The following is a 21,461-nucleotide window of genomic DNA, read 5'->3' on the forward strand; positions in this document are numbered from 1 at the left end:
CCCCTTTTCCAGATTCCGTTCGCGAAGGATCAGCTGTCCTGGTCCGCGCGGCTCACGCCGGCGCCGTCGAGGTTCTGCGACACGAAGTCCCAGTTGATGATGTTCGCGGTGATCGTCTCGAGATATTTCGGACGCAGGTTGCGATAGTCGATGTAATAGGCGTGCTCCCACACGTCGATCGTGAGGAGCGGCTTCATGCCCTCATAGACCACCGGCGTGTCGGCATCGTGCAGCGACGTGACCTTGAGCGCGTCGCCGTCGAGCACCAGCCAGCCCCAGCCGTTCGAGAAGTGGTTGATCGATTCCGCGATCAGCTTCTTCACCAGCTCGTCGGTCGAGCCGTATTGCGAAGTGATCAGCTCGGCGAGCTTGCCGCTCGGCGCGGTCTTCTCGCCGGTCAGGCCCTGCCAGAAGAAGCTGTGGTTCCAGATCTGCGCCGAGTTGTTGAACAGGCCCTTGTCGCCGGTGGCCTGCGCATGGGCGATCACTTCGCTGAGCTTGCGGCCCTCCAGGCCCTTCTCCGCGATGAAGCCGTTGGTCTTGTCGACATAGGCCTTGTGATGCTTGCCGTGATGGAACTCGAGCGTCTCCGCCGACATGTGCGGCGCCAGCGCGTCCTTGTCGAACGGAAGCGGGGGAAGTTCGAAAGCCATGCGGGTCTCTCCAGGTCACCAGGGGGTTCACCCGGCCAACGAACCGCCGGGCGATGCGGTCCCTCCCCTAGCGCGCAAAATTCGCCGCTGTCGCGGAAAAATCGTTGCGTCGCGCAAATGAAAATTCCGATCGCGGACGATTGGCGGAATTACTGTTGCAAACGCTAATCATTAGCTTGATTTGCAGGGGCTTGTCTTACGCCGTCATCCCCGCGCAGGCGGGGATCCAGGGCAGCCGAGTGACCTCCTTTGTAACTCTGGATCCCCGCCTGCGCGGGGATGACGAAGAGTAGAATGGAGATGACGACGGGCCGAGGTCACCCCCCCGCCTGGAGCAGCTCATGCCGCTTCAGTGCGTGGCGAAGCTGGTCATAGGTGAGCCCCAGCGCCTCGGCCGTGGCGCGCTGGTTGAACCGATGATCGGCGAGCGCGCGCTGGAGCAGCTCCCTCTCGAAGCGCGCCACCCGGCCCTTGAAGTCGGTCGCCCCCGCAACGATCGCGGGCTGCTCGTCGAGCAAGGCCTGTGCAAGGACGGCCCCGGCGGCGGGCGCCGGCGCGGACGAGGCGCTGCCTTGCATCGGGCGCATCCGCCAGGGCGACTGGAAGGGATCGATCTCGATCGCGTCGATCGGCCCGTCCTGTTCCCAGCGATAGACGGCCCGCTCGACGACGTTGCGCAACTCGCGAACATTGCCGGGCCAGTCATAGTTGGTGAGGATGTCGAGCGCGTGCGGCCCCCAGCCCGGCCAGTCGACCCAGCCGATCTCGCTGGCCATGCGGCGGCCATAGAATTCCGCCAGCACCTCGACATCGTCGCCGCGGTGCCGGAGCGGCGGCAACGTCACCACTTCGAAGCTCAACCGATCGAGCAGATCGGCACGAAAGCTGCCCTTCTCCACGCGATCGGGCAGATGCTCGTTGGTCGCCGCGACGATGCGGACATCGACCTGCACCGGCCGCGACGAGCCGATCCGGGTCACTTCGCCATATTCCACCGCACGCAGCAGCCGCTCCTGCGCGCCCATCGAAAGCGTGCCCAGCTCGTCGAGGAACAGCGTGCCGCGATGCGCTTCCTCGAACCGGCCTATCCGCGCCTTGGTCGCACCCGTGAAGGCGCCCGCCTCATGGCCGAACAGCTCGGCCTCGATCAGCGTCTCGGGCAAGGCCGCGCAGTTCATGGTGACGAGCGGCTGGTCCCAGCGCGGGGACAGGCGGTGGAGGCGCTCGGCGACCAGCTCCTTGCCGGTGCCGCGCTCGCCGATCACCAGCACCGGGCGATCGAGCGCGGCCGCCCGGCTGGCACGTTCCAGCGCATCGAGGAATGCCGAGGACTGGCCGATGACCTGGGTGATGCGCTCCATGCCAAATCCTTGGTGTATTTTCCCAACACTTGGCAAGTGCAATCCCGCACCTGAATGCCGAATGAATGGCAAAAACGGCAGATTTCTGCGGTTTTCATAAATTGGCACGCCCCCTGCAGTGCTTAGAGCAAGCCCGCTGACGGGCCCGGATAAACACCAAGGTTCAGGGAACAGGAACATGAACGCCAACGCCGTCTACTACCGCAACGCCCTCTTCTCGGTGGCTCTTTCGGTAGCCGCCAGCCTGGTCATCATGGCCGGCACGGTCGGACCGGTGATGGCCTGAACGAAAACAGGGTCCCCCCGCTCGCTACCCCTCGCGAGCGGAAACCCACCGGGAGGGGCCACCCCCTAGGCTCCTCCCGGCGGGAAACAGAAACGAAGGAGTAACTACGAAATGGGTATCTTCTCGCGAACCCGGGACATCATCGCCGCGAACGTCACCGATCTGCTCGACAAGGCGGAGGACCCGGCGAAGATGGTCCGCATGATCATCCTCGAAATGGAGGAAACCCTGGTCGAGGTCCGCGCTTCCGCGGCCCGCACCATCGCGGACCAGAAGGAGATGCGCCGCCACATCGCCAAGCTCGAGAAGCTCCAGGAGAGCTGGACCGAGAAGGCGGAGCTGGCGCTCTCGAAGGGCCGCGAGGATCTGGCCAAGGCCGCGCTGGTCGAGAAGCAGAAGGCCGTCGACATGTGCGAGCAGCTTTCGGAAGAGATTTCGGTGCTCGACGAGGCGCTGCGCGCTTCGGAGGAGGACATCAACAAGCTCCAGACCAAGCTGCGCGAGGCCCGTGCCCGCCAGAACTCGATCGTCACTCGCATGGAGAGCGCCAACAACCGGGTGCGCCTGCGCGAGATGACCAATGGCAGCCGCATGCAGGACGCCTTCTCGCGCTTCGACGTGCTGGAACGCCGGGTCGACCTGGCCGAGGGCCGCGCCGATGCCGCCGGCCTGGGCGCCGCGCCCAAGACGCTCGACGAGGAAATCGCCGAACTCCGCTCGTCGGAGAAGGTGGATGCCGAACTCGAAGCCCTGAAGAAGCGCCTCGGCAAGGGAGAGTAAGCGATGGAAGACGTCTTCCTTCCCATCGTCATCGTCGGGATGCTCTTCATCGGGCTCCCCTGGGTGATCATGCACTACATCACCAAGTGGAAGCAGTCGGGCACGATCACCAACGAGGACGAGAAGCTGCTCGACGAGCTGCACTACACCGCTCGCCAGCTCGAGGAGCGCCTGCTCACGATCGAGCGGATCATTGCCGCCGACAACCCCGATTTCCGCCCTGTCCGCGACGTTCGCCCCGAACAGAGCCCCTACGACATTTCCAGGAGGAACTGATCATGTCGAGCCGCACCAAATTCTACCTCGACAAGGCCAACGGCAAGTGGCTGGGCGTGTGTTCGGGCCTGGCGGATTATACCGGGATCGACGTGATCTGGCTCCGCCTCGGCATGGTGCTGGTCACCTTCAGCACCTTCCCGATGGGTCTGGTCGCCTATCTGCTGATCGCCTGGCTGGCCCCGGCCAAGCCCTATGGGCTCTACGAGGGTCCTGAGGAAGCCAAGTTCTGGCAGGGTGTCCGCTCGAACCCGACGCGCACGACCACCGAGGTCCGCTCGAAGTTCCGCGACATCGACCGCCGCCTGGCCGATATCGAGATGTACTATACGAGCCGCAACACCCGGCTCGCCGACGAGATCGACAGCCTGCGCTGAGCCCATCGCCAGGCCGTCAACAGGGAGGATGAAATGAGGGAGTTGAGTTGGCTGGTACCGGTACTGATCGTCGCTGCGGTGATGGCGTCCCGGGCCTTCCAGACCTGGGTCCGCGCCAAGCACGGCTACCCGATCGAGGATGAGGATGGTCGCCGCGGCCGCCGCAGCTTCCGGGGCCAGAAGGGAGACCTGGAGGCAGACCGCAAGATCGCGCTGCTCGCCTCGGAGAATGAGCGCCTGACCGGACAGATCAGCCGGCTGGAGGAGCGGATCGCGGTTCTGGAACGGATCGCCACCGATCCCGCCGAGCGGGTGGCCCGCGAAATAGACAATCTGCGCTGAACGAAGGCCGAAGGAGAGAATGGAGATGGAAAAGGTTCAACTCTTCACCGCCTTCGCCCCGGTGGTCACCATCGTCGGCATCGCGGCGATCCTCGGCTGGGTGTTCAACACCTGGATGCGAATGCGGCATGGCTACCCCCTCGACGGCAGCTGGGGCCAGGCGATCTACCCGCAGAAGAACGACGAGGCGATGGAGCGGATCAAGCTCCTGAGCCAGGAAAATGCCCAGCTTCGCGCCGAACTGGGCGCGGTCAAGGACCGGCTCGCCAATGTCGAGCGGATCGTGACCGACGGTGCGCACATGCTCGACCGCGAGATCGAGCAGCTGCGCGGCCAGCGCAACTGAGGAGGTATCGATGATGGAGATCAGCCCCCTGCTCATCCCGATCCTGGGCATCACCTGTGGATTGGTCGCGATATTGGGTGGCGTGTTCATCAAGCCCTGGATCGCGCTGCAGCAGCGCAAGCTGGAGCTCGAGGCGCAGATGGTCGCTGAAAAGGCCGCCCAATATGCGGCCCAGACCGAACGGCTCGAACAGCGGGTCCGGGTGCTGGAGCGGATCGTGACCGACAAGGGCATCGACCTCTCCGACGAGATCGAGAAGCTGCGGGATGCTCCGCCGCTGAACTGAAGCGTTCCCACGCGGCGCACCGTGCGCCGCCAGTAAGAGGAAAGTCCGACATGATTGCCATCATAATTTTCGCAGTGCTGGCGGCACTGTGCGGGGGAGCTATTGTCCTCGCCGAAAAGCGGGACCGCCCCGTCCGCCGCGCCGAGCGGCTCGCCCGGGCCGCCCAGCAGAACTGATCCGCCGAAGCGCGTTTGAAGGAGTAGTGGAATGAACCCGTTCGAGATGGTTTTCGCGATTATCGTGATCGTCACGATCGGCAGCGTGCTCAAGGCGCGCTACGGCATCCACAAGGACAAGGACGGCAACGAGGTCCATCGCGGCAGCGCCGCCGCGGAAGCCGCCTCCGCCGCCGACAATGCCCGGCTCCGCGACGAGATCCGCGCGCTCAAGGAGCGTGTCCAGGTCCTCGAGCGCGTGATCACCGACACCGAAGGCAGCCTTCGTCTCGACCGCGAGATCGAATCGCTGCGCGACAAGAACTGAATGCGTCAGACCAAGGGAGGCATGACGTGACCCAGGATCCGACTCTCTACCTCACTCTCGCCCTATCCGGCCTAGCCGGGCTGGGCATGGTCGTCGCCGCCGGGCTTTCGGGCTGGCGCGGCTGGCTGGCCCTGAAGCACCAGGAGCTGGATGCGCACCACGCGCCGCAAGCGGCGCCGGCGATGCCCACCGCGGCCTCGCGGATCGAGATCGCCGATCTCAAGGAGCGCATCCGCAAGCTCGAAGCGATCGCGGCCGGGGTGGACCTCTGAGGTCCACCCGGCTAGCGGGCGGGGCATGACCAGCCTCGCCGACCTGCAGGACGAATATGCGTTCCTCGAACCCGATGACCGCTATCGCCTGCTGATCGATCTGGGCCGCGGGCTGGAGGAAATGCCCGATGCGCTCAAGACCGACGCCACGCTGGTCCGCGGCTGTTCCGCCGCGGTGTGGGTCTACCCCACCAGGCGCGACGACGGCCGGCTCCACTTCCTCGCCGATTCGAACGCGGCGATCACCAAGGGCATCATCGCGCTGGTGCTGCTCACGGTGCAGGACAAGGCTCCGGCCGAGATATTGGCGACGGATATCGAAGCCGCGCTGGCGCCCTTCGATCTCAGGAACCAGCTCAGCTCGAACCGGACCCAGGGCATCCCGAACATGATCGCCTTGGTACGCGAGACGGCGCGGCGCTATGCGGGCTGAATTCTCGCGGATGTCGAGTGACTGCTAGGACAGGTTGCGCCCCAGCCCCAGTTCCTCCGCCACCACGTCCAGCTCCGTCCCCTTCGGCACGATCAGCCATTCCCTAGGGCCGCCGGCATCGACCACCGTCACGGCGCCGCGCGGGCAGGCGCCCATGCACTTCGCCTCGACGATCCCCAACTCGGCCTGGCGCCCCTTCTTCAATCCGAGATGCTTGCGCAGCGCCTTGGCGAGCGGGGTACGTCCCTTGGATCCGAAGCCGCCCTTCAGCTTCTTCGAGCATTTCGCGCAGACGAGGACGGTCCGATCCCAGTTGGAGGGAACGCGAAGCTTCAATCGCCCTTCCATGTCCGCCGTTCCTCGGCGGCCTTGAGCACGTCATAGGCCGCCTGGATCGCCTGGAAGCGCTGGGCGGCTTCGGCATCGCCCGGCTTCACATCAGGATGATTCACCTTGGCGAGCCGCCGCCACGCCCCGCGTACCGCTTCGAAATCCGCATCGACTTCGAGCTCGAGCACTTCGAGCGCGCGCATTTCATCACGCGAGCGGCTGCCGTCGCCCGGCCCGGCCCAGCCATTATACTTGGCCTCGGCAAAGCCCGACGCGTCGCGCCGCTCGTCCGCCTCGCGCTTGGCCGCTTCCTCCGCGGTCAGCCCGGCGAAATAGTCCCAGTTGCGATTATATTCGGCGGCATGCGTCTCGCAGAAATACCAGCGCTCGCGGCTGTTGGGCGATTTGGGCGCGGGCCGGTCGCCCGGCTGCTCGCAGCCATGGCGATCGCACAGGCGCACCTTCACGGTCTCGCGCTCGGCGCCATATGCGCGCCAGCGCGGGAATCCCCAGTCGGTCGATCGCGTCTGCCTTGCCATGCCGCCCAGATAGCCCCTCGTTCGGGCGGCGCAAGCGCGACTCCGCTTCGCCGGGTGAAATGCCAGAGGGTCTATAAGCCGGGTTCTGTCCTCGCCTGACGGCGATGTGCGACCATTCCTCTAGGCGACGGATCGCTCCGCCGCTCCAGCAACCAACCCGGGCGACGGGCCGGAACCAGGCCCATGCGCCGCCCCTATTCGGTCTTGCTCCCGGTGGGGTTTGCCATGCCGCTTCCGTTGCCGGTCGCGCGGTGCGCTCTTGCCGCACCCTTTCACCCTTGCCGCTCCCGAGGGAGGTAGGCGGTCTGCTCTCTGTGGCACTTTCCCTGGGGTCGCCCCCGCCGGGCATTACCCGGCACCGTGTTTCCGTGGAGCCCGGACTTTCCTCGCGTGCTTGCGCACCCGCGGCCGCCCAACCCTCTGGCGCAGACCGCTCTAGCGCCCCCGCGCGCGACTGCAAGGGCTCACGGCGCCTCGCGTGGTTCGGCGGCGCGCAGCACGGCGGTGCCCCAGGCCATCACCTCGACGCGCCACATCACGTTCAGGCCCGAGGCGAGTGCCGTCTTGCGATAATCCGATCCCAGGCCGACCACGCCATCGGCTCCGCGCACCTGCGCGATCCGCTGCACGGCTTCGGTCGCCTCGCTGACGGTGGGGATGTTGACGGAAGCGGGCACCCCGCCCCGCGCATCGGCGCGGGCAACGCCGGAAAGATAGGCCTGGACCGGGCCCAGCGATATCGAACCGATATTGCTCAAGACGAAACCACCTCCCCCTTCCTATAGATCATCCTATACTTGCAGAACCCTGCATGGGAATGGTGGACGGCCGCGTAACTATTCGTCCCCCTGGGGCTTGGGCAGCAGCAGGGCGAGCAGGAGGCAGCGGCACTCCATGTCGATCTCGCCATCGATCATCTCGGGACGGAAGCGGCGCTGGAAGGCGATCACCGCGGCCTGCTCGTCGCTCACATCATAGCCGAAGCGCTCGAGCGCCATGATGAAGCCGGCGTCCGGCCAGCCGGGGTCCATCAGGTTCTTCGTGGGCCGGGGCAGTGCCAGGCGCAGCCGGGCGAGCGCATGCCAGTTGAACAGCTCGCCCGGATCCTGCTTGCGCGCCGGCGCCACGTCCGAATGGCCGACAACGTCGCCGCGCGTGATACCGTAGCGCGCCTTGATCTCGGCGACGAGCGGGATCAGCGCGCCCATCTGCTCGGCCGGGAACGGACGATAGCCATGCTCATGGCCGGGATTGACGATCTCGATGCCGATCGAGGCGGAATTCACGTCCGTGATCCCGCGCCAGTGCGAGCGGCCGGCATGCCAGGCGCGCTTCTCCTCCGGCACCAGCCGTCGGATCGTGCCGTCCTCGTCGACCAGATAATGGGCGGAGACCTTCGCCGCGGGATCGCGCAGCCGGTCGAGCGCAGCCGCCGCGCTCTCCATGCCGGTATAGTGCAGCACGATCATGGTGACCGGCAGCGCCCGCTCGTCGAAATTGGGCGAAGGCGCGTCGAGAAAGGCCAGGCCGTTGAACATCGTGCACGACGCTAGCCGGGCAAGGCCGCCGCAATCAACCCGCCGCGCGCAGCGTCCCCGGCCCATCGACCGGGCGATAGAAGCCGCGATAGCGCTCGCAGGGCGTGAAATGATCGGTCTGGCCGATCACCGTCTCGCCCGCACCCAGTGCGAGCAGCCCGCCGGGCCGCATCGCCGAAGCCAGGCTGTCGAACACCTTGCGGCGTACCGCGAGCGAGAAATAGAGCATCACGTTGCGGCACAGGATGATGTCGAACATGCCCGCCGGGGCGGGATCGAGAGTCAGGTTGTGCTGGCGGAACTGCAGCTTGCGGACCAGTTCGGGCTTGGCGGCCCAGTCGGCGCCCACGGTGTCGAACCAGGTCATCATCCGGCGCACGGGCAGGCCGCGCTGAATCTCGAACTGCGAGAAGCGGCCGCTCCGGGCGCGCGCCAGCGCCGCCGGCGAGACGTCGGTCGCCACGATCTCGGGATCGGGCAGCCCCCGCTCGGAGAAGAGCATGGCGAGGCTCAGCGGCTCCTGCCCCGTCGAGCAGCCGGCGGACCAGATGCGCAGCCGGCGAGTACCGATCTCGGCCTGCATCGCCTCTGCTGCGTCCACGATCATGTCGAGCACGGCTGCGTCGCGGAAGAAGCTGGTCTCCTGGTTGAGCAGTGCATCGACCACCAGATCGGCCAGTTCCCCCGTTCGCGCCGCGATGAGCTGGGCCACCAGTTCGTCCAGGCTGGCCAGCCCGCGCGCGCGCAGGATCGGCTTCAATGCGGTTTCGATCCGCCAGGTGCGGTTCGCCGCGATCTGCTGGCCGGCCCGCTGCTCGAGCAGCGCCGCGATCATGTTCATCGCGCCTGCCGAGGCGATCGGCGTGGAGCCCGGGATCATGCCCCGCCTCCGCCGCGGGCGATCAGCCGCCCGATCTCGTCCGGCGGCAATATCGCGCTCGCGCGGCCTGCATTGGCCACCGCGCCGGGCATGCCCCACACCACCGAGCTGGCGCGATCCTGCGCCAGCACGCGCGCACCGGCATCGACCAGGCCCCTGGCCCCTTCGCAGCCATCGCGGCCCATGCCGCTCAGCACCACGCCGAGCGCGCGGCTCCCGAACACTTCGGCGACGCTCTCGAACATCGGATCGACCGAGGGCATGCAGCCGCTCGACGCCTTTTCATGGGTCAGGCGGATCGCCGCGCCGTCGGAAGTGCGGACTACGCGCAGATGCGCATCGCCCGGGGCAACGATGATCCGGCCCGGCCGGATGCGCATGCGGTCGGTCGCGACTTCGCAGGGTCGCCCGCCGAGCACGGCGAGTTGCGCGGCGAAATAGCTCATGAACGAGACCGGCAGGTGCTGCGTCACCAATATCGGCACCTGGAAGCCCGCCGGGAGGGCGCGCAACAGCTGGCTGAGCGCATGGATGCCGCCGGTCGAGGCGCCGATCGCGACCACGTCGAAATCCTCCGGCGCCTGGGCCGGGAACTGATAATGCGCCTGCGGGGCCGCCGGCTCGGGTTGCGCATGCGCATGCGCCTCGAGCAGGCGCGAGAGCCGCTCCTCGAGCACTTCGGCGAAGCGCCCCCCAAAGGCGCCGATACCGGGCTTCACCAGCGTGTCCGCCGCGCCCAGCGCCAGTGCCTGCACAGTCACCGCCGCGCCCTGTTCGGCCGCCGAGGAGACGATCAGCACCTTGGCACCCCGCCCGGCCGCGATCATGTCGGGCAGTGCGGTGATGCCGTCGATCCCCGGCATCTCGATATCGAGCAGGATGATGTCGACGCTGTGCGTCTTGAGATAGTCGAGCGCCGCGCGCACATCGCTATAGGCGGCGGCGACGCGGAAACGCCGCGTGCCTTCCACCATTCGCCCCAGCACCGATCGCGCGACGACCGAATCGTCGACGATCAGTACCTGCGCCGGCCCGGCGGGAGTGCCGCCGAACCCGGTGTCCGCAAGAGATGCGTGCGCCACATGTGGCTCCTTGAGTGCGCCGCTCAGGCGACGCCGACGATCTGCAGCTTGCTTTCCAGCGTCTCGCGGTCGAACGGCTTCATGACATATTCGTCGGCACCGGCCTCGATGGCGGCGCGGATATAGGCCATGCCGTTCTCGGTGGTGCAGAATACCACCTTCGGGCGTTGCGGCAGCCCGGAATCCTTGAGCGCGCGCAGGAAGTCCATGCCGCTCATCACGGGCATGTTCCAGTCGAGCAGGATCACGTCCGGCGGCGTCTGCAGGCAGGAGTCGAGCGCCTCGCGGCCGTCACCGGCCTCGCGCACTTCGAAGTCGAGCGTTTCCAGGATGTGCCGGGCGACCTTCCGGATCACCTTGGAATCGTCGACGACCAGACAAGTCTTCATTTTCCCCTGTTCCCCGCTTTCAGCGCTCTAGGTGGAGTGGACAGTGCACGAAAGGCGTAAGCGCCACGTTAATCGCCAGATTAATTCGGCCCGGCATGGCCGGGCACCAGGCTGGCGAGGTCGATCGCGAGGATCGGCTCTCCGTCGCGCTCGACGATCCCCCGCCCGGCCCCGCGCCAGGCGGGGTCGAGCGTCACGCCATGCGCGAGCGGCAGCAGGTCGAACGGCGCGACATCGTCGAGCGCATCGACCAGCATCGCATAGTGATGCCCCTCGACATGCGTGATCACCGCGCGGCGCGCCGGGCTGCCGCCCGCCATGCCGAGCGCCGACTGGGTGTCGACCACCGTCACCACCCGGCTGCGCAGCGCGGCCAGGCCGCGGACATGCGCTGAGGCACGCGGCACCGCCGTCACCTCGCCGATATCGACCACCGATTCCACCTGCTCGGAATCGATCGCCACGGCGCGCCCGGCGATCTGGGCAATGAGATAGAGATGCGACATCAGCGACCTGCCTTGCCGGAAACCCGGGCTTCGAGCGCGGAAAGCAATCCCGCACGATCATATCTATAGACGCTGTCGTCGCCCGAGCCGCCCGCAGCGCGCTTCTTTCGCAGCCGGACGATCGGCGCCGGCACGGCGACAGTCTCCTGGCCCTCCTCGGTCGAGAGGATCACGGCGGGAGTCTCGCCCGGCGCCAGACGAAGCGCGACGCGGTAGCCCGACGCCTCCAGCAGAGGCTTTACGAACGAGGCCATCCAGCCATCGTCGTCGCCCGCGATCAGGCAGAGCGGCGGGCTGTCCTCCACGTCGCGCTCGGCATGCTCGTCGAAGATCCACAGCATGTCGACCAGTTCGATCTGCTCGCCCTCCACCAGCACCACGCCGGCGATCGGCCCCGGCTCGCGGGCCGGCGCGATCTCTTCGGGCAGCATCACGATGTCGGCGGCTTCGTCGATCGCATAGCTGACTTCGTTGGTGCCGTCCTTCAGGCGCAGCACGTTGATCCGCTCCAGTCCGTCCAGGTCGCCATGCGCGGCAAGCGGCAGGATGCGGTCGTCGATCGTCACCCGGAAACGGCCGGCGGCGAAGCGGACATTGCCGGCATCGACCTGCTCCACCCGGTCGACCGCCGCCAGCGGCACCGCGCGGCGCACGCCGTCCAGGTCGCGGAACAGCAAGGCGGGCAGGCCCGGCGCGGCCTCGGCCTCCTCTTCCTCCTCGAAGATCTGCTGGGCGTCGCGGCTGAAATCCAGGCTCGCCGCCTTGGCCATGCCGGCGCAATCGAGCAGCAGCATCGGCAGGCCCGAATCCGGCAGCGTCTGGCCGGCATAGAGGCCGGTCGACATCACCGCGGGCGAGGCCGGCTTGATCACCAGTTCCTCATTGTCCAGCACCGTATCGACCGCGAGCGCATAGCTGCCCTCGCTGACGCTGACGATGGCGAGCATCTGGCTGCCCTCGTCGCGCGCGACGGCGGCAGGGAGGCCGAGCATGTCGGCGAGATGGATCAACGGCATGCGGCGCTCGCGCACGGTCGCCACCGGGGAGCCGCCGACCAGATCGACGCGGATCGCCTCGCCCCGCTCGGTGACGATCTCTTCGATCGACTGGCGCGGAATGGCGAAGCGCTGGCCGTCCACCCCGACCACGATCGTCGAGATGATCGAGAGCGTCAGCGGCACATGGATAGCGATGCGCAGACCCTTGCCCGGCGTGCTGTCGAGCTCGACGCGCCCGCCGATCTGCTCGATCGCGGCGCGCACCACGTCCATGCCCACGCCCCGGCCCGAAATCTCGGTCACCACGTCCCTGGACGACAGCCCCGGCTCGAACACCAGGTCGAGCTTGGCGCGCGCCGAAAGGCTGCGCAGCTTGGCCTCGTCGCGGCCATTGGCGGCGAGCTTCTGGATCAGCCGCTCGGTATCGATGCCGCGGCCATCGTCCGCGATCTCGATGATGATCTGGTTGCCCGACTGGCGCGCGGAGACCGACAGCCGGCCATTCTCGCGCTTGCCGGCCGCGCGGCGCTCGGCCGGCGTCTCGACGCCGTGGTCGATCGAGTTGCGGATGATATGGACCAGCGGGTCGCGCATCACTTCGATCATCTCGCGGTCGAGCTCGACGTCCGAACCGTCGATCTGGAGCATCACCGACTTGCCCAGCCCCGCCGCCGTGTCGCGCACCATGCGCGGCAGCGCGGAGAAGAGCGCGTCGATCTTCTGCATGCGGGTGCGTGTCACCGTGTCGCGCATCTCGCCCACGGTGAGCGACAGGCGCTCGAGCGCCGCTTCGATCGCGGGATCGATCTCGCCGTTCCGCAGCCGGCGGGCCAGCTCGTTGCGGGCAAGCACCATGTCCGACATGCCGGACATCATCCGGTCGAGCAGGTCGACGTTGAGGCGCACGCTGCGCGAAGGTGCGCGGCTGACGATCGGGCCGGCATGCGCGATTTCCTCGGCACCCTCGGCCAGCGCGGCAACCAGCAGATCGTCGCCGCTGTCATCCAGGCTCGTGCCCGATTCGATCGCTTCCACCAGCTCGCCGATCCGGTCGACCACCGCGAGCACCGCGTTGACCAGCCCGCGATCGGGCGCCCGCCTGCCCTCGCGCACCTGGGCCAGCACGTCCTCGGCAGCATGGCTGAGCCGGCCGAGACGCGGCAGGTCGAGAAAGCCGCAGCTTCCCTTCACCGTGTGCACGAAGCGGAAGATCGCATCGAGCCTGGCGCGGTCCGCGGGATGCGCCTCCCACGCGACGATCTCGCCCGAAAGCGCTTCGAGCGTCTCGCGCGTCTCGGCGATGAATTCCTGCAGCAGGTCGTCCATGGGGCCCCGGAAAAGCAAATTTGCGGGGCCGTTCTGCGGGATGGGTGGTTAAAAGGGCGTTAGTGCTCGGAGAAACAGCCGGTCGCGCATCGCGACATCTGCTCCCCGGCGCCATAGCTCGCATCGAGCAGTGCGGTACCGAGGTCGCCGAGCTCCCGATAGTCGTAGCTTGCATTGGTGAAAACGATCACCGTGTGCCCGTCGGCGAGCACGCGACGGGCGAGCATGCGGAAACCGCCGTTCGAGCCATCCTCCCAGGCCGCCTCGCGCTCCACGCCCCCGATCCTCTCGGTCCGCACCCGGCCGCCAAGGGCATAATGCTGATCGGGCATCAGAGTCGTCATCAACGCCTTGCGCGCGGCCGCACTGAGCAGCTTGCCATCAAGCACTGCGTCCATCAGCTTCATCAGGTCGGGTGCGCTAGTATAGTAGCCGCCCGCCATCGCCATGAAATCCGGCACCGGATTGGATTTGCGCACCGGCTCGGGGAGCAGCCCGGCATAGCCCTGCGCCATCCCCCTCACCGCACCGGAATCGCCGTGGTAGATGCCGCTGTCCTTCAGCCCGAGCGGCCTGACCAGCAGCCGGTCGACCAGCGCGGCATAGGGCTGGCCGGAGACTCGCTCGACGATCGCCTTGGCGATCAGCCAGTTGGAGTGCGAATAATCCCATTCGGTGCCGGGTGCGAAGGCGAGGTCGCCACTGGCGTAGCGCCGCACCGCCGCCATCTGGTCCATCTCGATACCGCGCGTCGCGGGATCCTTGCGCGCCGCCTGGATATCGTTGGGCACGCCGCTCGAATGGCTCAGCAACCGCCGGAGCGTGAGGCGTGCGCCAGTGTCGGCGCGATAGTCGGGCAGATAGCGGGTGATTGGCGTGTCGAGATCCAGCCTGCCCTGGTCCACCAGCTTGAGGACGACGATCGAGGCGATCCATTTGGACACCGATCCGGTCTCGAACCGAGTGTTCGCCAGCATCGGCACGCCATTCGCGGCATCGGCCCGGCCGATTCCCTCGACGAAGCGCACCTGCTTGCCGGTGCCCACCAGCACGACACCGTTGAAGCCTTCACGCGCATCCACCAGGTCATGATAGGCCGGATTGCCTTGGGATTGCGCCGCGCGGGGCATCGACACCCCGAGCGCCAGCATCGCCGCCGCGATCTTCAAGCAACGCATGCGCATCTCCCACGTCCCCGGAAACCGCGAACATGTCATGCCGGGGTCCAGCGATCAACTACAACTGTAGTCAATTCTTCCCGGCGCGCTCCGGTCCGGCGCCACGCGATTTGGGGATGGCAATGTAGGATTCTGCCCCATAGTTCCTCTTTTGTTCCAGTTCGATGCCGAGCCTCGGCACGGATTTCAGGACCATTGCACGGAGGATTCGAGGATGATCTCAGTCAAGGATTTCGGCGCCGTGGGTGACGGCACGACTGACGACACCGCGGCGCTCAACGCCGCATTTTCGCAAACCGGGCACAGCATCTACATTCCGAAGGGATGCTATCGCCACGACGAGCTCGATCCGCCGGTCTGCGCACAGATTATCGGCGAGAGCGAGTATCACGCGATCCTCAAGCCGACATCGGGTGTCACTACGGCGCTGTCCATTGCCGGAGGCGTAAACTACCCCGCGAAGCTGGCGTCGTTCCAAATCGACGGTTCCGCGACGTCCGGCGCCACGGGGCTGTTCCTGGGGCAAACGTCCAGTGCGGTTCAGATCGACGGCGTTCGAGTGGCGAACTTCAAAGGCACCGACGGCGTGGGCCTGCGCGTGGGCGATCTGCTCAAATCGACCATCCGCAAGTTCACTTCCGAGAAGAATACCCTGAACCTGCTCCTCGAGAAGGTGACGGATCTGTTCCCGACCACCCTCCATTTCGATTCCTGCGTGTTCAACGAGGCGGAAACCCAGGGCGCCAAGCTGATCGACGGGTGGAACATCCTGTTCACCAATTGCGATTTCGAGAGTTCCGGAGAGGAGGGAACGCTGCTCCTGCCGTCCGCCGGGGGCCATTTGGAACAGATCATCTTCGACAGCTGCTGGTGGGAACACAATCACGCCGCCGGCACAACTGCCCATCAGTTCGTGGCAGGCGATGGTACGGCACGCGGCGGGGCGGTGATCCACACCGGCTTGCGCAACCCGCGCTTCTCCACCGATCAAAACTCCGCCAAGGCCGTGCGAATGAATGGCCCGGCCGTGCAGGGCTTCGTCATCACGAACCCCAGGATCTACTCGGCCGTGATCGGCGCGGTCTCGATCGAAAACGGCGCCTTTGGCGAAATCAACGAATGGCAGACGATCGAAGGCATGCTGTTCGAAGACATCGTGCATGACGCCCAGAACAAGTGCGCGTCGCGCGGTTCCGCGGGATTCCGCTCCTGGAGCCCGACTCTCGCTGCGCTCGGCTCGGGCGTCGCCTCGTCGAGCATTTCGACTGCCGATTACCGACAGGAGGGCGCCACGGCCATCCTTCAGCTCGACTTCTCCGTCGTCCTGGCATCGGCCGGCACGCCGTCGGCGATCACCGCAACCTTGCCGGCGGGGCTTACCCCCTCGCAGCCCAGGATATGCTACGGCTTCGTCACCGAAGACAGCGGAGGTAGCCTGACATACAGCCCCGGCATCCTCGCTCCGTACACCGATGGCATGCTGTACGCGCGCAAGGCCGACAATTCGCCGTTCGCCGCCGGCACCACGGTCAATTTCCGCGGCGTGGCGATCTACGAGAGGTAACCTGCATTCTCGGAGCGGCTGCCTTCCCCGGATCGGGAGGGTGGCCGTTCACCCTACCCGGAACGACGCCCCGAACAGCAGCACCTCGGCATCGGGCGGGCTCACCTGGAGCATGCCGCCGCCCTGGGTGACCAGCGCGTGGATGAGATAGGCCGCCGCGGCGCGCGGCGTGATCGGCATGTCGTCCTTGCCGCCGGCAAGGGCGCCGCGAAGCTCGGGATCGAGCACGATGCGCGGGCCGTCGGCGCGCACGACGATCTCGATCTGGCCATCGATGATCTCGGCACCGATATCGAGCTGACCGCCGCGGATCAGCGCGTCGCCGCCGATCAGCGCCAGATTCATCAGCACCTTGATCGCCTGCTTGGGCAGCACCGGATCCTCGACCATCCAGCCGACATTGACGCGGTGGTTCTCGCCGAACAGCCCCTCGATCGCCGCCTGCGCCTCGCGCGTGTCGACCGTCTCGCCAAACCCGCCCGCCGCGCCGAAGGCCAGACGGAAGAACTTCAGCTTGTTGGCGCTCGCCTTGGCGCTCTCGTTGAGCAGTTCCAGGCAGCGGGCCCGCATCTCCGGGTCATGCTCGTCGGCGAGCAGCTCCAGCCCGTTGTTGAGCGCGCCCACCGGGCTCAGCAGATCGTGGCAGAGCCGCGAACAGAGCAGGCTGGCGAAATCGGTCGGGCTGATGTTCAACGTGCTTGCTCCCCGGCAGGTGCAGCCTCTTTGGCGCAGGGCGCGCAATGCTGCAAGCGCATGCCTGTACGCGCTGCCCGGGTAACGCTACCATCCCCGGAAAACACGGGAGTGACCATGCGATCGGCCCTGCCTTTCCTCGCCGCCCTGCTGCTGGCCGCGCCCCTGCCCGCAGCGGCGCAGGAAGAGCCCGCGGCGAGCCCCGATTTCCGCATCGACAGGGCCCGCATCGATCGCGCGCTGGCCGAGATGGTGTCGAGCGGCCGCGCGGCGGGCGTCTCCGCCCTGATCTGGAAGGACGGGCGCGAAGCCTATTTCGGCGCCACCGGCCTCGCCGATCGCGAAGCGAGCCGCGCGATGCGGCGCGACACGCTCGTCCAGATCTATTCGATGACCAAGCCCATCACCGGCGTCGCGCTGATGCAACTATGGGAACAGGGCAGGTTCGGGCTGGACGATCCCCTATCCGGCTATCTTCCCGAATTCGCGACCATGCTGGTGCAGGACGGCAGCGACGCCGCCGGCCGGCCGGTGTGGCGCCCCGCGAAGCGCCCCGTGACGATCCGCGACGTGCTGCGCCACACCGCCGGCTTCGCCTATGGCGGCGGGCCGAGCGCGGCGGAAAGGGCCTTCGCCGCCGCCGATCCGCTCGGGCTGGACCACGGCCTCGCCGAATTCGGCCGCCGCCTCGCCCGCGCGCCGCTGCTCTTCGACCCCGGCAGCGCGTGGCGGTACAGCGCGGCAGTCGATGTGCAGGCGCTGCTGGTCGAGCAGCTTTCGGGCGAGAAGTTCGAAGACTATGTCCGCCGCCACGTCCTTGATCCGCTCGGCATGCAGCAGGCCGGCTGGACCCAGCCGGCGGAGCGGCTCGAGCGCTTCGCCGCCACCTATGTGCTCGGCGCGAACGGAAAGCTGGTCCGCGAGCCCGACGCGGTCACCCGCGCGCGCAACTTCCCCAAGCCCGCGATGACGATGGGCGGCGCCGGCATCGTCGCGCCGATCGACGATTACATGCGCTTCGCCCGCATGCTGCTCGGCCAGGGGAGCCTGGACGGCGCGCGCATCCTCAAGCCTTCCACCGTGCGGCTGATGGCGACCGACCAGCTCGATCCGCGCATTGACGACAGGTCCTGGCTGCCGGGCAAGGGCAATGTCGGCTTCGGCATCGACTTCGCCGTGCGCACCGGCCGGCCGAAGACGCCCGAGGAAAATCGCGGCGCGGTCGGCGAGTTCTTCTGGGACGGCGCCGCCTCGACTCTGTTCTGGGTCGATCCGGCGAACCGGCTCGCCGCGGTGTTCTTCGTCCAGACCAAGCCCTTCCAGGCAACGCTGCACCGCGACTTCCGCCGCGCCGTCTATGGCGACGCCTATCTGGGGCCGCGAGGCGACTGAGCGCCCGTTAGATCACCTTGCGGCCGGTGAAGAGCTGGATCAGACCGATCACGATGGCGATCACCAGCAGGAGGTGGATGATCCCGCCGGCGACGTGGAAGGTGAAGCCGAGCAGCCAGAGGATCAGGAGGATGGCGACGATGGTCCAAAGCATCTTGATATGCTCCGTTTAGCGTTCGTCCATCAACGGGTTGCGTGGCCGAAACGTTCCCCGGCCGCCTGCGGTTTTTCCGGATTACGCACCATGCGGCACTTGCTGCTACAATGCTGCCGGGCAGGCGCTGGCCCGGGACCTGGAACGATCCATGACAAGCAGGGCCGCAGACGGAAAGCACGAGACGATCCCGGGCCTGGGTCAGGTCGGTATCGGCATGGCCGCCCTCCCGCAATGGATGACCGGGATCGGCTGCATCATCCTGTCGCTGCCGCTGCTCGGCTGGCTGCTGGACCTGCCCTTGCTGCGCGGCTTCGGCAATTCGCATTACGCGGTCGCACCGCTCAGCGCGATCAACGGCTGCAGCGTCACCCTTGCGGCGTTCCTGGCAGTAAGCGGCCACCCTCGCCTGGCGCGCCTCGCCATCGTTCCCGCCGCGATCCTGCTCAGCCTCATCATCTTCCAGTATCTCACCGGCGCGATCGCCATGGAGCGCCTCTTCTTCTTCGAAGCGGTGCAGCGTCTCGGCGTGCGCAACGACGGCCTTAGCCCGGGCGGCACGGTGGCGGTGCAGGCGCTGGGCGGGCTCGCCGCGATCGCCGTCACCGTGGATCGCCGGATCTACCGCATCATCGGCATCATCCTGGCGAGCGGAACCGTCGCGCTGACGCTGCTGGCGACGACCGCGCTCGTCAGCGAGCCGGGCGGGATCTCGCCAGCCTTTCTCGGGCGCTCGGCGATCTCGAGCGCGATCGCCCTGCTCCCGGCCGCCGGGCTCATCCTCCACGCGATGCGGCACGAGCCCAACGAGCGGGGATGGCATCTGCTGGTGCGGCTGGCACCAGCGATCATCATCCTTCCCGCCATTCCCTCGCTGCTCGGCTTCGCGGCATATCAGGCCGACCTGCTCGGCTTCGGCGCCGCCCAGTTCGTCGTGCTCGCGACCAATGTCGTGATCCTGGCAGGGGTGCTGATGCGCGCGATCGGCCATGCCGATGCGCAGGGCCGCGCGCTGGCGATCCGCGAGGCGAAGCTGAGCGCGGTGCTGATGATGGTCCCCGACGCCGTGATCCTGATCGACGAGGACGGCACGATCCTCGACTTCAGCGCCGCCGCCGAGCGCCTGTGGGGCTATCGCGCCGAACAGGTCGTCGGCGAGCCGGTCACCCTGCTCTCTCCCGCCGCGCATGCCGAGCGCACCCGCCAGGAGCTGGCGGACCTGCGCGAGCGCGAGCTGAACCCATGGAACGCCGAGCCGCTCAGCGCCGTCGGCCAGCGCAGCGACGGCTCGCTCTTCCCGCTCGAGGCACGGGCCGGCCGGGTGCAGGCGGAAGACGTGGCCTACCTGACCATCTTCGTGCGCGACATGTCGGCGCAGTTCGGCGCCGAGGACCAGGTCGCCCAGCTCAACGCCGAGCTCGCCCATCTCGCGCGCCAGAGCGCGATGGGCGAAGCCGCGGCCGATCTCGCGCACGAGCTCAACCAGCCGCTCACCGCCGCCGCCAACTATCTCTCGGCCGCCGCCATGCTCGCGAGGAGCAGCGGCACCGAGGGGCCGGGCACCGAGATGGTGGACCGCGCCCGCGAGCAGGTGATGCAGGCCGGCGAGATCATCCGCCGGGTGCGCAGCTTCACCGAGCGCAACGATACCGAGCGGAGCGTCGAGCCGCTGCGCCCGATGATCGAGGACGCCGCGCGGCTGGTACTGGTCGGATCGAGTCGTCTCGCCGCCCAGATCGACTGCGCCGTCGTCCCGGCGGAACTGTGTGCCTTTGTCGATCGCGTCCAGATCCAGCAGGTGCTGGTCAACCTGATGCGCAACGCCGTGCAGGTGCTGCGCGAGAGCGGGCAACGGGATCCGCGCATCTGGATCACCGCCCGGCGGATCGACGGCCCGATGATAGAGCTGCGCTGCCGCGACAACGGCCCCGGGCTTCCGCCGGAGACGCTCGATCGTCTCTTCCAGCGCTTCTCGGCCAGCCGGACGAGCAGCGGCATGGGCATCGGCCTTTCGATTTCGAAGCGCATCATCGAACTGCACGGCGGCACCTTCTCCGCCGGAAATGCACCCGAGGGCGGCGCCACCTTCGTCTTCACCCTGCCGACGCTCGACGAGCAGGGCGCGGACAGCCCCTAGGGTCGGGGCTCGTTGATCAAGGCCGGAAGATGACGGTTACGGCGATGGCGACGGGACGTCCATTGAGGACAGGCAACACCTCGAAGGCACTCGAAATTCCCCGTCCGCGCGACTTGACCGATACCATCGCCGGCGGATCAGCTTGCCGGATATGACGAAAGGGAGCATGATCATCCCATGGTGGGAGAATGAAGATGAGAATGGCGACAAGTGGCTTATTGCTTGTTTTCGTCCTCAGCCTGGTGGCTTGCAATAAATCAGATCCGTCAAACGTACGAGAGGCGCAGAAGACTGCGGCAGTATTGAGCGGAGATGACAAGGGTGAGGCCGCGAACAATCCTCAATGCAAGATGTTCACCGTCGCCGAGATTGCGAACTATGGCGGAGGCCCGGTCAATCCCGGCCGGAATGCGGCAATGGGGACCGGCTGCCAATGGACCGGGGTAAAGGACGATGGCACCGGCACCGTGATGCTGCAGATCGTATCCGCCGACTATCATTCGCCCCCATCGGGCGCGCCGGGCTTCCGCAAATTGCCCGATGTCGGAAAGCAAGGCTTTGTCGCGCCGGAAACAGGCGGATGGCAGGCAGGCGCGATACAAGGCGAGCGTTCGATCAACGTCTCGGCTGGCGGCAGCGAAGCCAAGACGATCGATTTTCTTCGCGAGGCCATGAAGCGGGCAAATCGGTAGAAACGCGCCCGCCTTCAAAAGCTTCTGCGCCCCCGAAGCCCAGGACCGGGTCGAAAACTCAAACAAGTGCCCGATTCTTCGATGGTCACCTCGGCCCAAAGCCGGGATGACGGACGAAGAATATGGGTCCTGACCCTGGCCGCCGACAAATTGCGACAATTTCGCCCC

28 protein-coding genes and 1 other RNA gene are annotated in these 21,461 nt (G+C 66.8%); 14 read left to right on the forward strand and 15 right to left on the reverse strand.

The features are described from left to right. Nucleotides 1–29: 29 nt before the first annotated feature. Together FFS08_RS03995 and pspF are read right to left on the reverse strand one after the other, a co-directional pair. Entirely contained in the window at nt 30–653 is a 624-nt protein-coding gene (locus tag FFS08_RS03995) for a superoxide dismutase (protein WP_137863311.1), read from the reverse strand. Between the two features lie 317 nt (nt 654–970). After that, on the reverse strand, nt 971–2,014 hold the full coding sequence (pspF, locus tag FFS08_RS04000; RefSeq protein ID WP_137863312.1) for a phage shock protein operon transcriptional activator: 1,044 nt from the start codon (nt 2,012–2,014) through the stop codon (nt 971–973). 397 nt (nt 2,015–2,411) lie between these two features. Here pspF and pspA point away from each other — a divergent pair, with 397 nt between their 5' ends. The 10 genes from pspA (at nt 2,412) to FFS08_RS04045 (ending at nt 5,895) form a co-directional block, all read left to right on the forward strand. Then, nucleotides 2,412–3,080, forward strand: coding sequence for a phage shock protein PspA (pspA, locus tag FFS08_RS04005; RefSeq protein WP_137863313.1), 669 nt, complete (start codon nt 2,412–2,414; stop codon nt 3,078–3,080). Between the two features lie 3 nt (nt 3,081–3,083). Beyond that, nucleotides 3,084–3,356, forward strand: a complete 273-nt coding sequence (pspB, locus tag FFS08_RS04010) for an envelope stress response membrane protein PspB (RefSeq protein ID WP_137863314.1) — start codon at nt 3,084–3,086, stop codon at nt 3,354–3,356. Then, complete coding sequence (pspC, locus tag FFS08_RS04015; RefSeq protein WP_137863357.1) at nt 3,356–3,733, forward strand: envelope stress response membrane protein PspC; 378 nt, start codon at nt 3,356–3,358, stop codon at nt 3,731–3,733. Before pspB ends, pspC begins: the two co-directional genes overlap by 1 nt. A 33-nt stretch (nt 3,734–3,766) precedes the next feature. Next, nucleotides 3,767–4,075 carry a hypothetical protein gene (locus FFS08_RS04020; RefSeq protein WP_137863315.1) on the forward strand — a complete coding sequence of 103 codons (309 nt, stop codon included), beginning with the start codon at nt 3,767–3,769 and terminating at the stop codon, nt 4,073–4,075. A 25-nt stretch (nt 4,076–4,100) separates the two neighbouring features. Continuing rightward, entirely contained in the window at nt 4,101–4,421 is a 321-nt protein-coding gene (locus FFS08_RS04025) for a hypothetical protein (protein WP_137863316.1), read from the forward strand. 13 nt (nt 4,422–4,434) lie between these two features. Beyond that, nucleotides 4,435–4,707, forward strand: coding sequence for a hypothetical protein (locus FFS08_RS04030; protein WP_171012470.1), 273 nt, complete (start codon nt 4,435–4,437; stop codon nt 4,705–4,707). Between the two features lie 50 nt (nt 4,708–4,757). After that, on the forward strand, nt 4,758–4,883 hold the full coding sequence (locus FFS08_RS24190; RefSeq protein WP_283214630.1) for a hypothetical protein: 126 nt from the start codon (nt 4,758–4,760) through the stop codon (nt 4,881–4,883). A 31-nt stretch (nt 4,884–4,914) separates the two neighbouring features. Next, a complete protein-coding gene (locus FFS08_RS04035) occupies nt 4,915–5,190 on the forward strand; it encodes a hypothetical protein (RefSeq protein WP_137863317.1) in 276 nt (91 codons plus the stop codon). Between the two features lie 86 nt (nt 5,191–5,276). After that, nucleotides 5,277–5,462: a hypothetical protein gene (locus FFS08_RS04040; RefSeq protein ID WP_171012471.1), complete on the forward strand. Its 186-nt coding sequence runs from the start codon at nt 5,277–5,279 to the stop codon at nt 5,460–5,462. A 25-nt stretch (nt 5,463–5,487) separates the two neighbouring features. Then, nucleotides 5,488–5,895, forward strand: coding sequence for a SufE family protein (locus FFS08_RS04045; protein WP_137863319.1), 408 nt, complete (start codon nt 5,488–5,490; stop codon nt 5,893–5,895). A gap of 24 nt (nt 5,896–5,919) precedes the next feature. Here the strand turns inward: FFS08_RS04045 and FFS08_RS04050 are convergent, their stop codons facing one another. The 11 genes from FFS08_RS04050 to FFS08_RS04100 all read right to left on the reverse strand — a co-directional run bounded on the left by FFS08_RS04050 (nt 5,920) and on the right by FFS08_RS04100 (nt 14,661). Further along, the gene (locus FFS08_RS04050) at nt 5,920–6,243 is read right to left on the reverse strand and encodes a (2Fe-2S) ferredoxin domain-containing protein (protein WP_137863320.1); all 324 of its coding nucleotides are present in this window, start codon (nt 6,241–6,243) and stop codon (nt 5,920–5,922) included. Beyond that, the gene (locus FFS08_RS04055; RefSeq protein WP_137863321.1) at nt 6,228–6,764 is read right to left on the reverse strand and encodes a J domain-containing protein; all 537 of its coding nucleotides are present in this window, start codon (nt 6,762–6,764) and stop codon (nt 6,228–6,230) included. Before FFS08_RS04055 ends, FFS08_RS04050 begins: the two co-directional genes overlap by 16 nt. A gap of 58 nt (nt 6,765–6,822) precedes the next feature. Continuing rightward, nucleotides 6,823–7,188: RNase P RNA component class A (gene rnpB / locus FFS08_RS04060), an RNA gene on the reverse strand. A 40-nt stretch (nt 7,189–7,228) separates the two neighbouring features. Beyond that, the gene (locus tag FFS08_RS04065; protein ID WP_137863322.1) at nt 7,229–7,522 is read right to left on the reverse strand and encodes a hypothetical protein; all 294 of its coding nucleotides are present in this window, start codon (nt 7,520–7,522) and stop codon (nt 7,229–7,231) included. 78 nt (nt 7,523–7,600) lie between these two features. Beyond that, a complete protein-coding gene (locus FFS08_RS04070; RefSeq protein WP_137863323.1) occupies nt 7,601–8,302 on the reverse strand; it encodes an N-acetylmuramoyl-L-alanine amidase in 702 nt (233 codons plus the stop codon). Between the two features lie 34 nt (nt 8,303–8,336). Further along, nucleotides 8,337–9,182, reverse strand: a complete 846-nt coding sequence (locus tag FFS08_RS04075; protein ID WP_137863324.1) for a CheR family methyltransferase — start codon at nt 9,180–9,182, stop codon at nt 8,337–8,339. Beyond that, the gene (locus tag FFS08_RS04080; protein ID WP_249341134.1) at nt 9,179–10,156 is read right to left on the reverse strand and encodes a chemotaxis protein CheB; all 978 of its coding nucleotides are present in this window, start codon (nt 10,154–10,156) and stop codon (nt 9,179–9,181) included. Before FFS08_RS04080 ends, FFS08_RS04075 begins: the two co-directional genes overlap by 4 nt. 131 nt (nt 10,157–10,287) lie before the next feature. Next, on the reverse strand, nt 10,288–10,653 hold the full coding sequence (locus FFS08_RS04085; protein WP_086129096.1) for a response regulator: 366 nt from the start codon (nt 10,651–10,653) through the stop codon (nt 10,288–10,290). Between the two features lie 80 nt (nt 10,654–10,733). Continuing rightward, a complete protein-coding gene (locus tag FFS08_RS04090) occupies nt 10,734–11,159 on the reverse strand; it encodes a chemotaxis protein CheW (protein ID WP_137863325.1) in 426 nt (141 codons plus the stop codon). Next, complete coding sequence (locus FFS08_RS04095) at nt 11,159–13,483, reverse strand: chemotaxis protein CheA (RefSeq protein ID WP_137863326.1); 2,325 nt, start codon at nt 13,481–13,483, stop codon at nt 11,159–11,161. Before FFS08_RS04095 ends, FFS08_RS04090 begins: the two co-directional genes overlap by 1 nt. Nucleotides 13,484–13,542: 59 nt before the next feature. Beyond that, complete coding sequence (locus tag FFS08_RS04100; RefSeq protein WP_212741954.1) at nt 13,543–14,661, reverse strand: serine hydrolase domain-containing protein; 1,119 nt, start codon at nt 14,659–14,661, stop codon at nt 13,543–13,545. A 214-nt stretch (nt 14,662–14,875) separates the two neighbouring features. Here FFS08_RS04100 and FFS08_RS04105 point away from each other — a divergent pair, with 214 nt between their 5' ends. Then, nucleotides 14,876–16,225, forward strand: a complete 1,350-nt coding sequence (locus tag FFS08_RS04105; RefSeq protein ID WP_137863327.1) for a glycosyl hydrolase family 28-related protein — start codon at nt 14,876–14,878, stop codon at nt 16,223–16,225. A 48-nt stretch (nt 16,226–16,273) separates the two neighbouring features. Here FFS08_RS04105 and FFS08_RS04110 read toward each other — a convergent pair whose 3' ends face one another. After that, on the reverse strand, nt 16,274–16,918 hold the full coding sequence (locus tag FFS08_RS04110; protein ID WP_137863328.1) for a histidine phosphotransferase family protein: 645 nt from the start codon (nt 16,916–16,918) through the stop codon (nt 16,274–16,276). A gap of 117 nt (nt 16,919–17,035) precedes the next feature. Here FFS08_RS04110 and FFS08_RS04115 point away from each other — a divergent pair, with 117 nt between their 5' ends. Further along, nucleotides 17,036–18,310, forward strand: a complete 1,275-nt coding sequence (locus FFS08_RS04115) for a serine hydrolase domain-containing protein (RefSeq protein ID WP_171012460.1) — start codon at nt 17,036–17,038, stop codon at nt 18,308–18,310. Nucleotides 18,311–18,317: 7 nt separating this feature from the next. Here FFS08_RS04115 and FFS08_RS04120 read toward each other — a convergent pair whose 3' ends face one another. Beyond that, nucleotides 18,318–18,464 (reverse strand): lmo0937 family membrane protein, encoded by a 147-nt coding sequence (locus tag FFS08_RS04120; protein ID WP_137863330.1) that lies wholly within the window; start codon nt 18,462–18,464, stop codon nt 18,318–18,320. Nucleotides 18,465–18,615: 151 nt separating this feature from the next. Between FFS08_RS04120 and FFS08_RS04125 the strand changes: the two genes are divergently transcribed. Together FFS08_RS04125 and FFS08_RS04130 are read left to right on the forward strand one after the other, a co-directional pair. Continuing rightward, nucleotides 18,616–20,601, forward strand: a complete 1,986-nt coding sequence (locus FFS08_RS04125; RefSeq protein WP_137863331.1) for a sensor histidine kinase — start codon at nt 18,616–18,618, stop codon at nt 20,599–20,601. A gap of 188 nt (nt 20,602–20,789) precedes the next feature. Further along, a complete protein-coding gene (locus tag FFS08_RS04130; RefSeq protein WP_171015324.1) occupies nt 20,790–21,293 on the forward strand; it encodes a hypothetical protein in 504 nt (167 codons plus the stop codon). Nucleotides 21,294–21,461: the final 168 nt, after the last annotated feature.

It is taken from the genome of Sphingomonas sp. 1F27F7B, from assembly GCF_005503355.1.
Lineage (GTDB): Bacteria > Pseudomonadota > Alphaproteobacteria > Sphingomonadales > Sphingomonadaceae > Sphingomonas.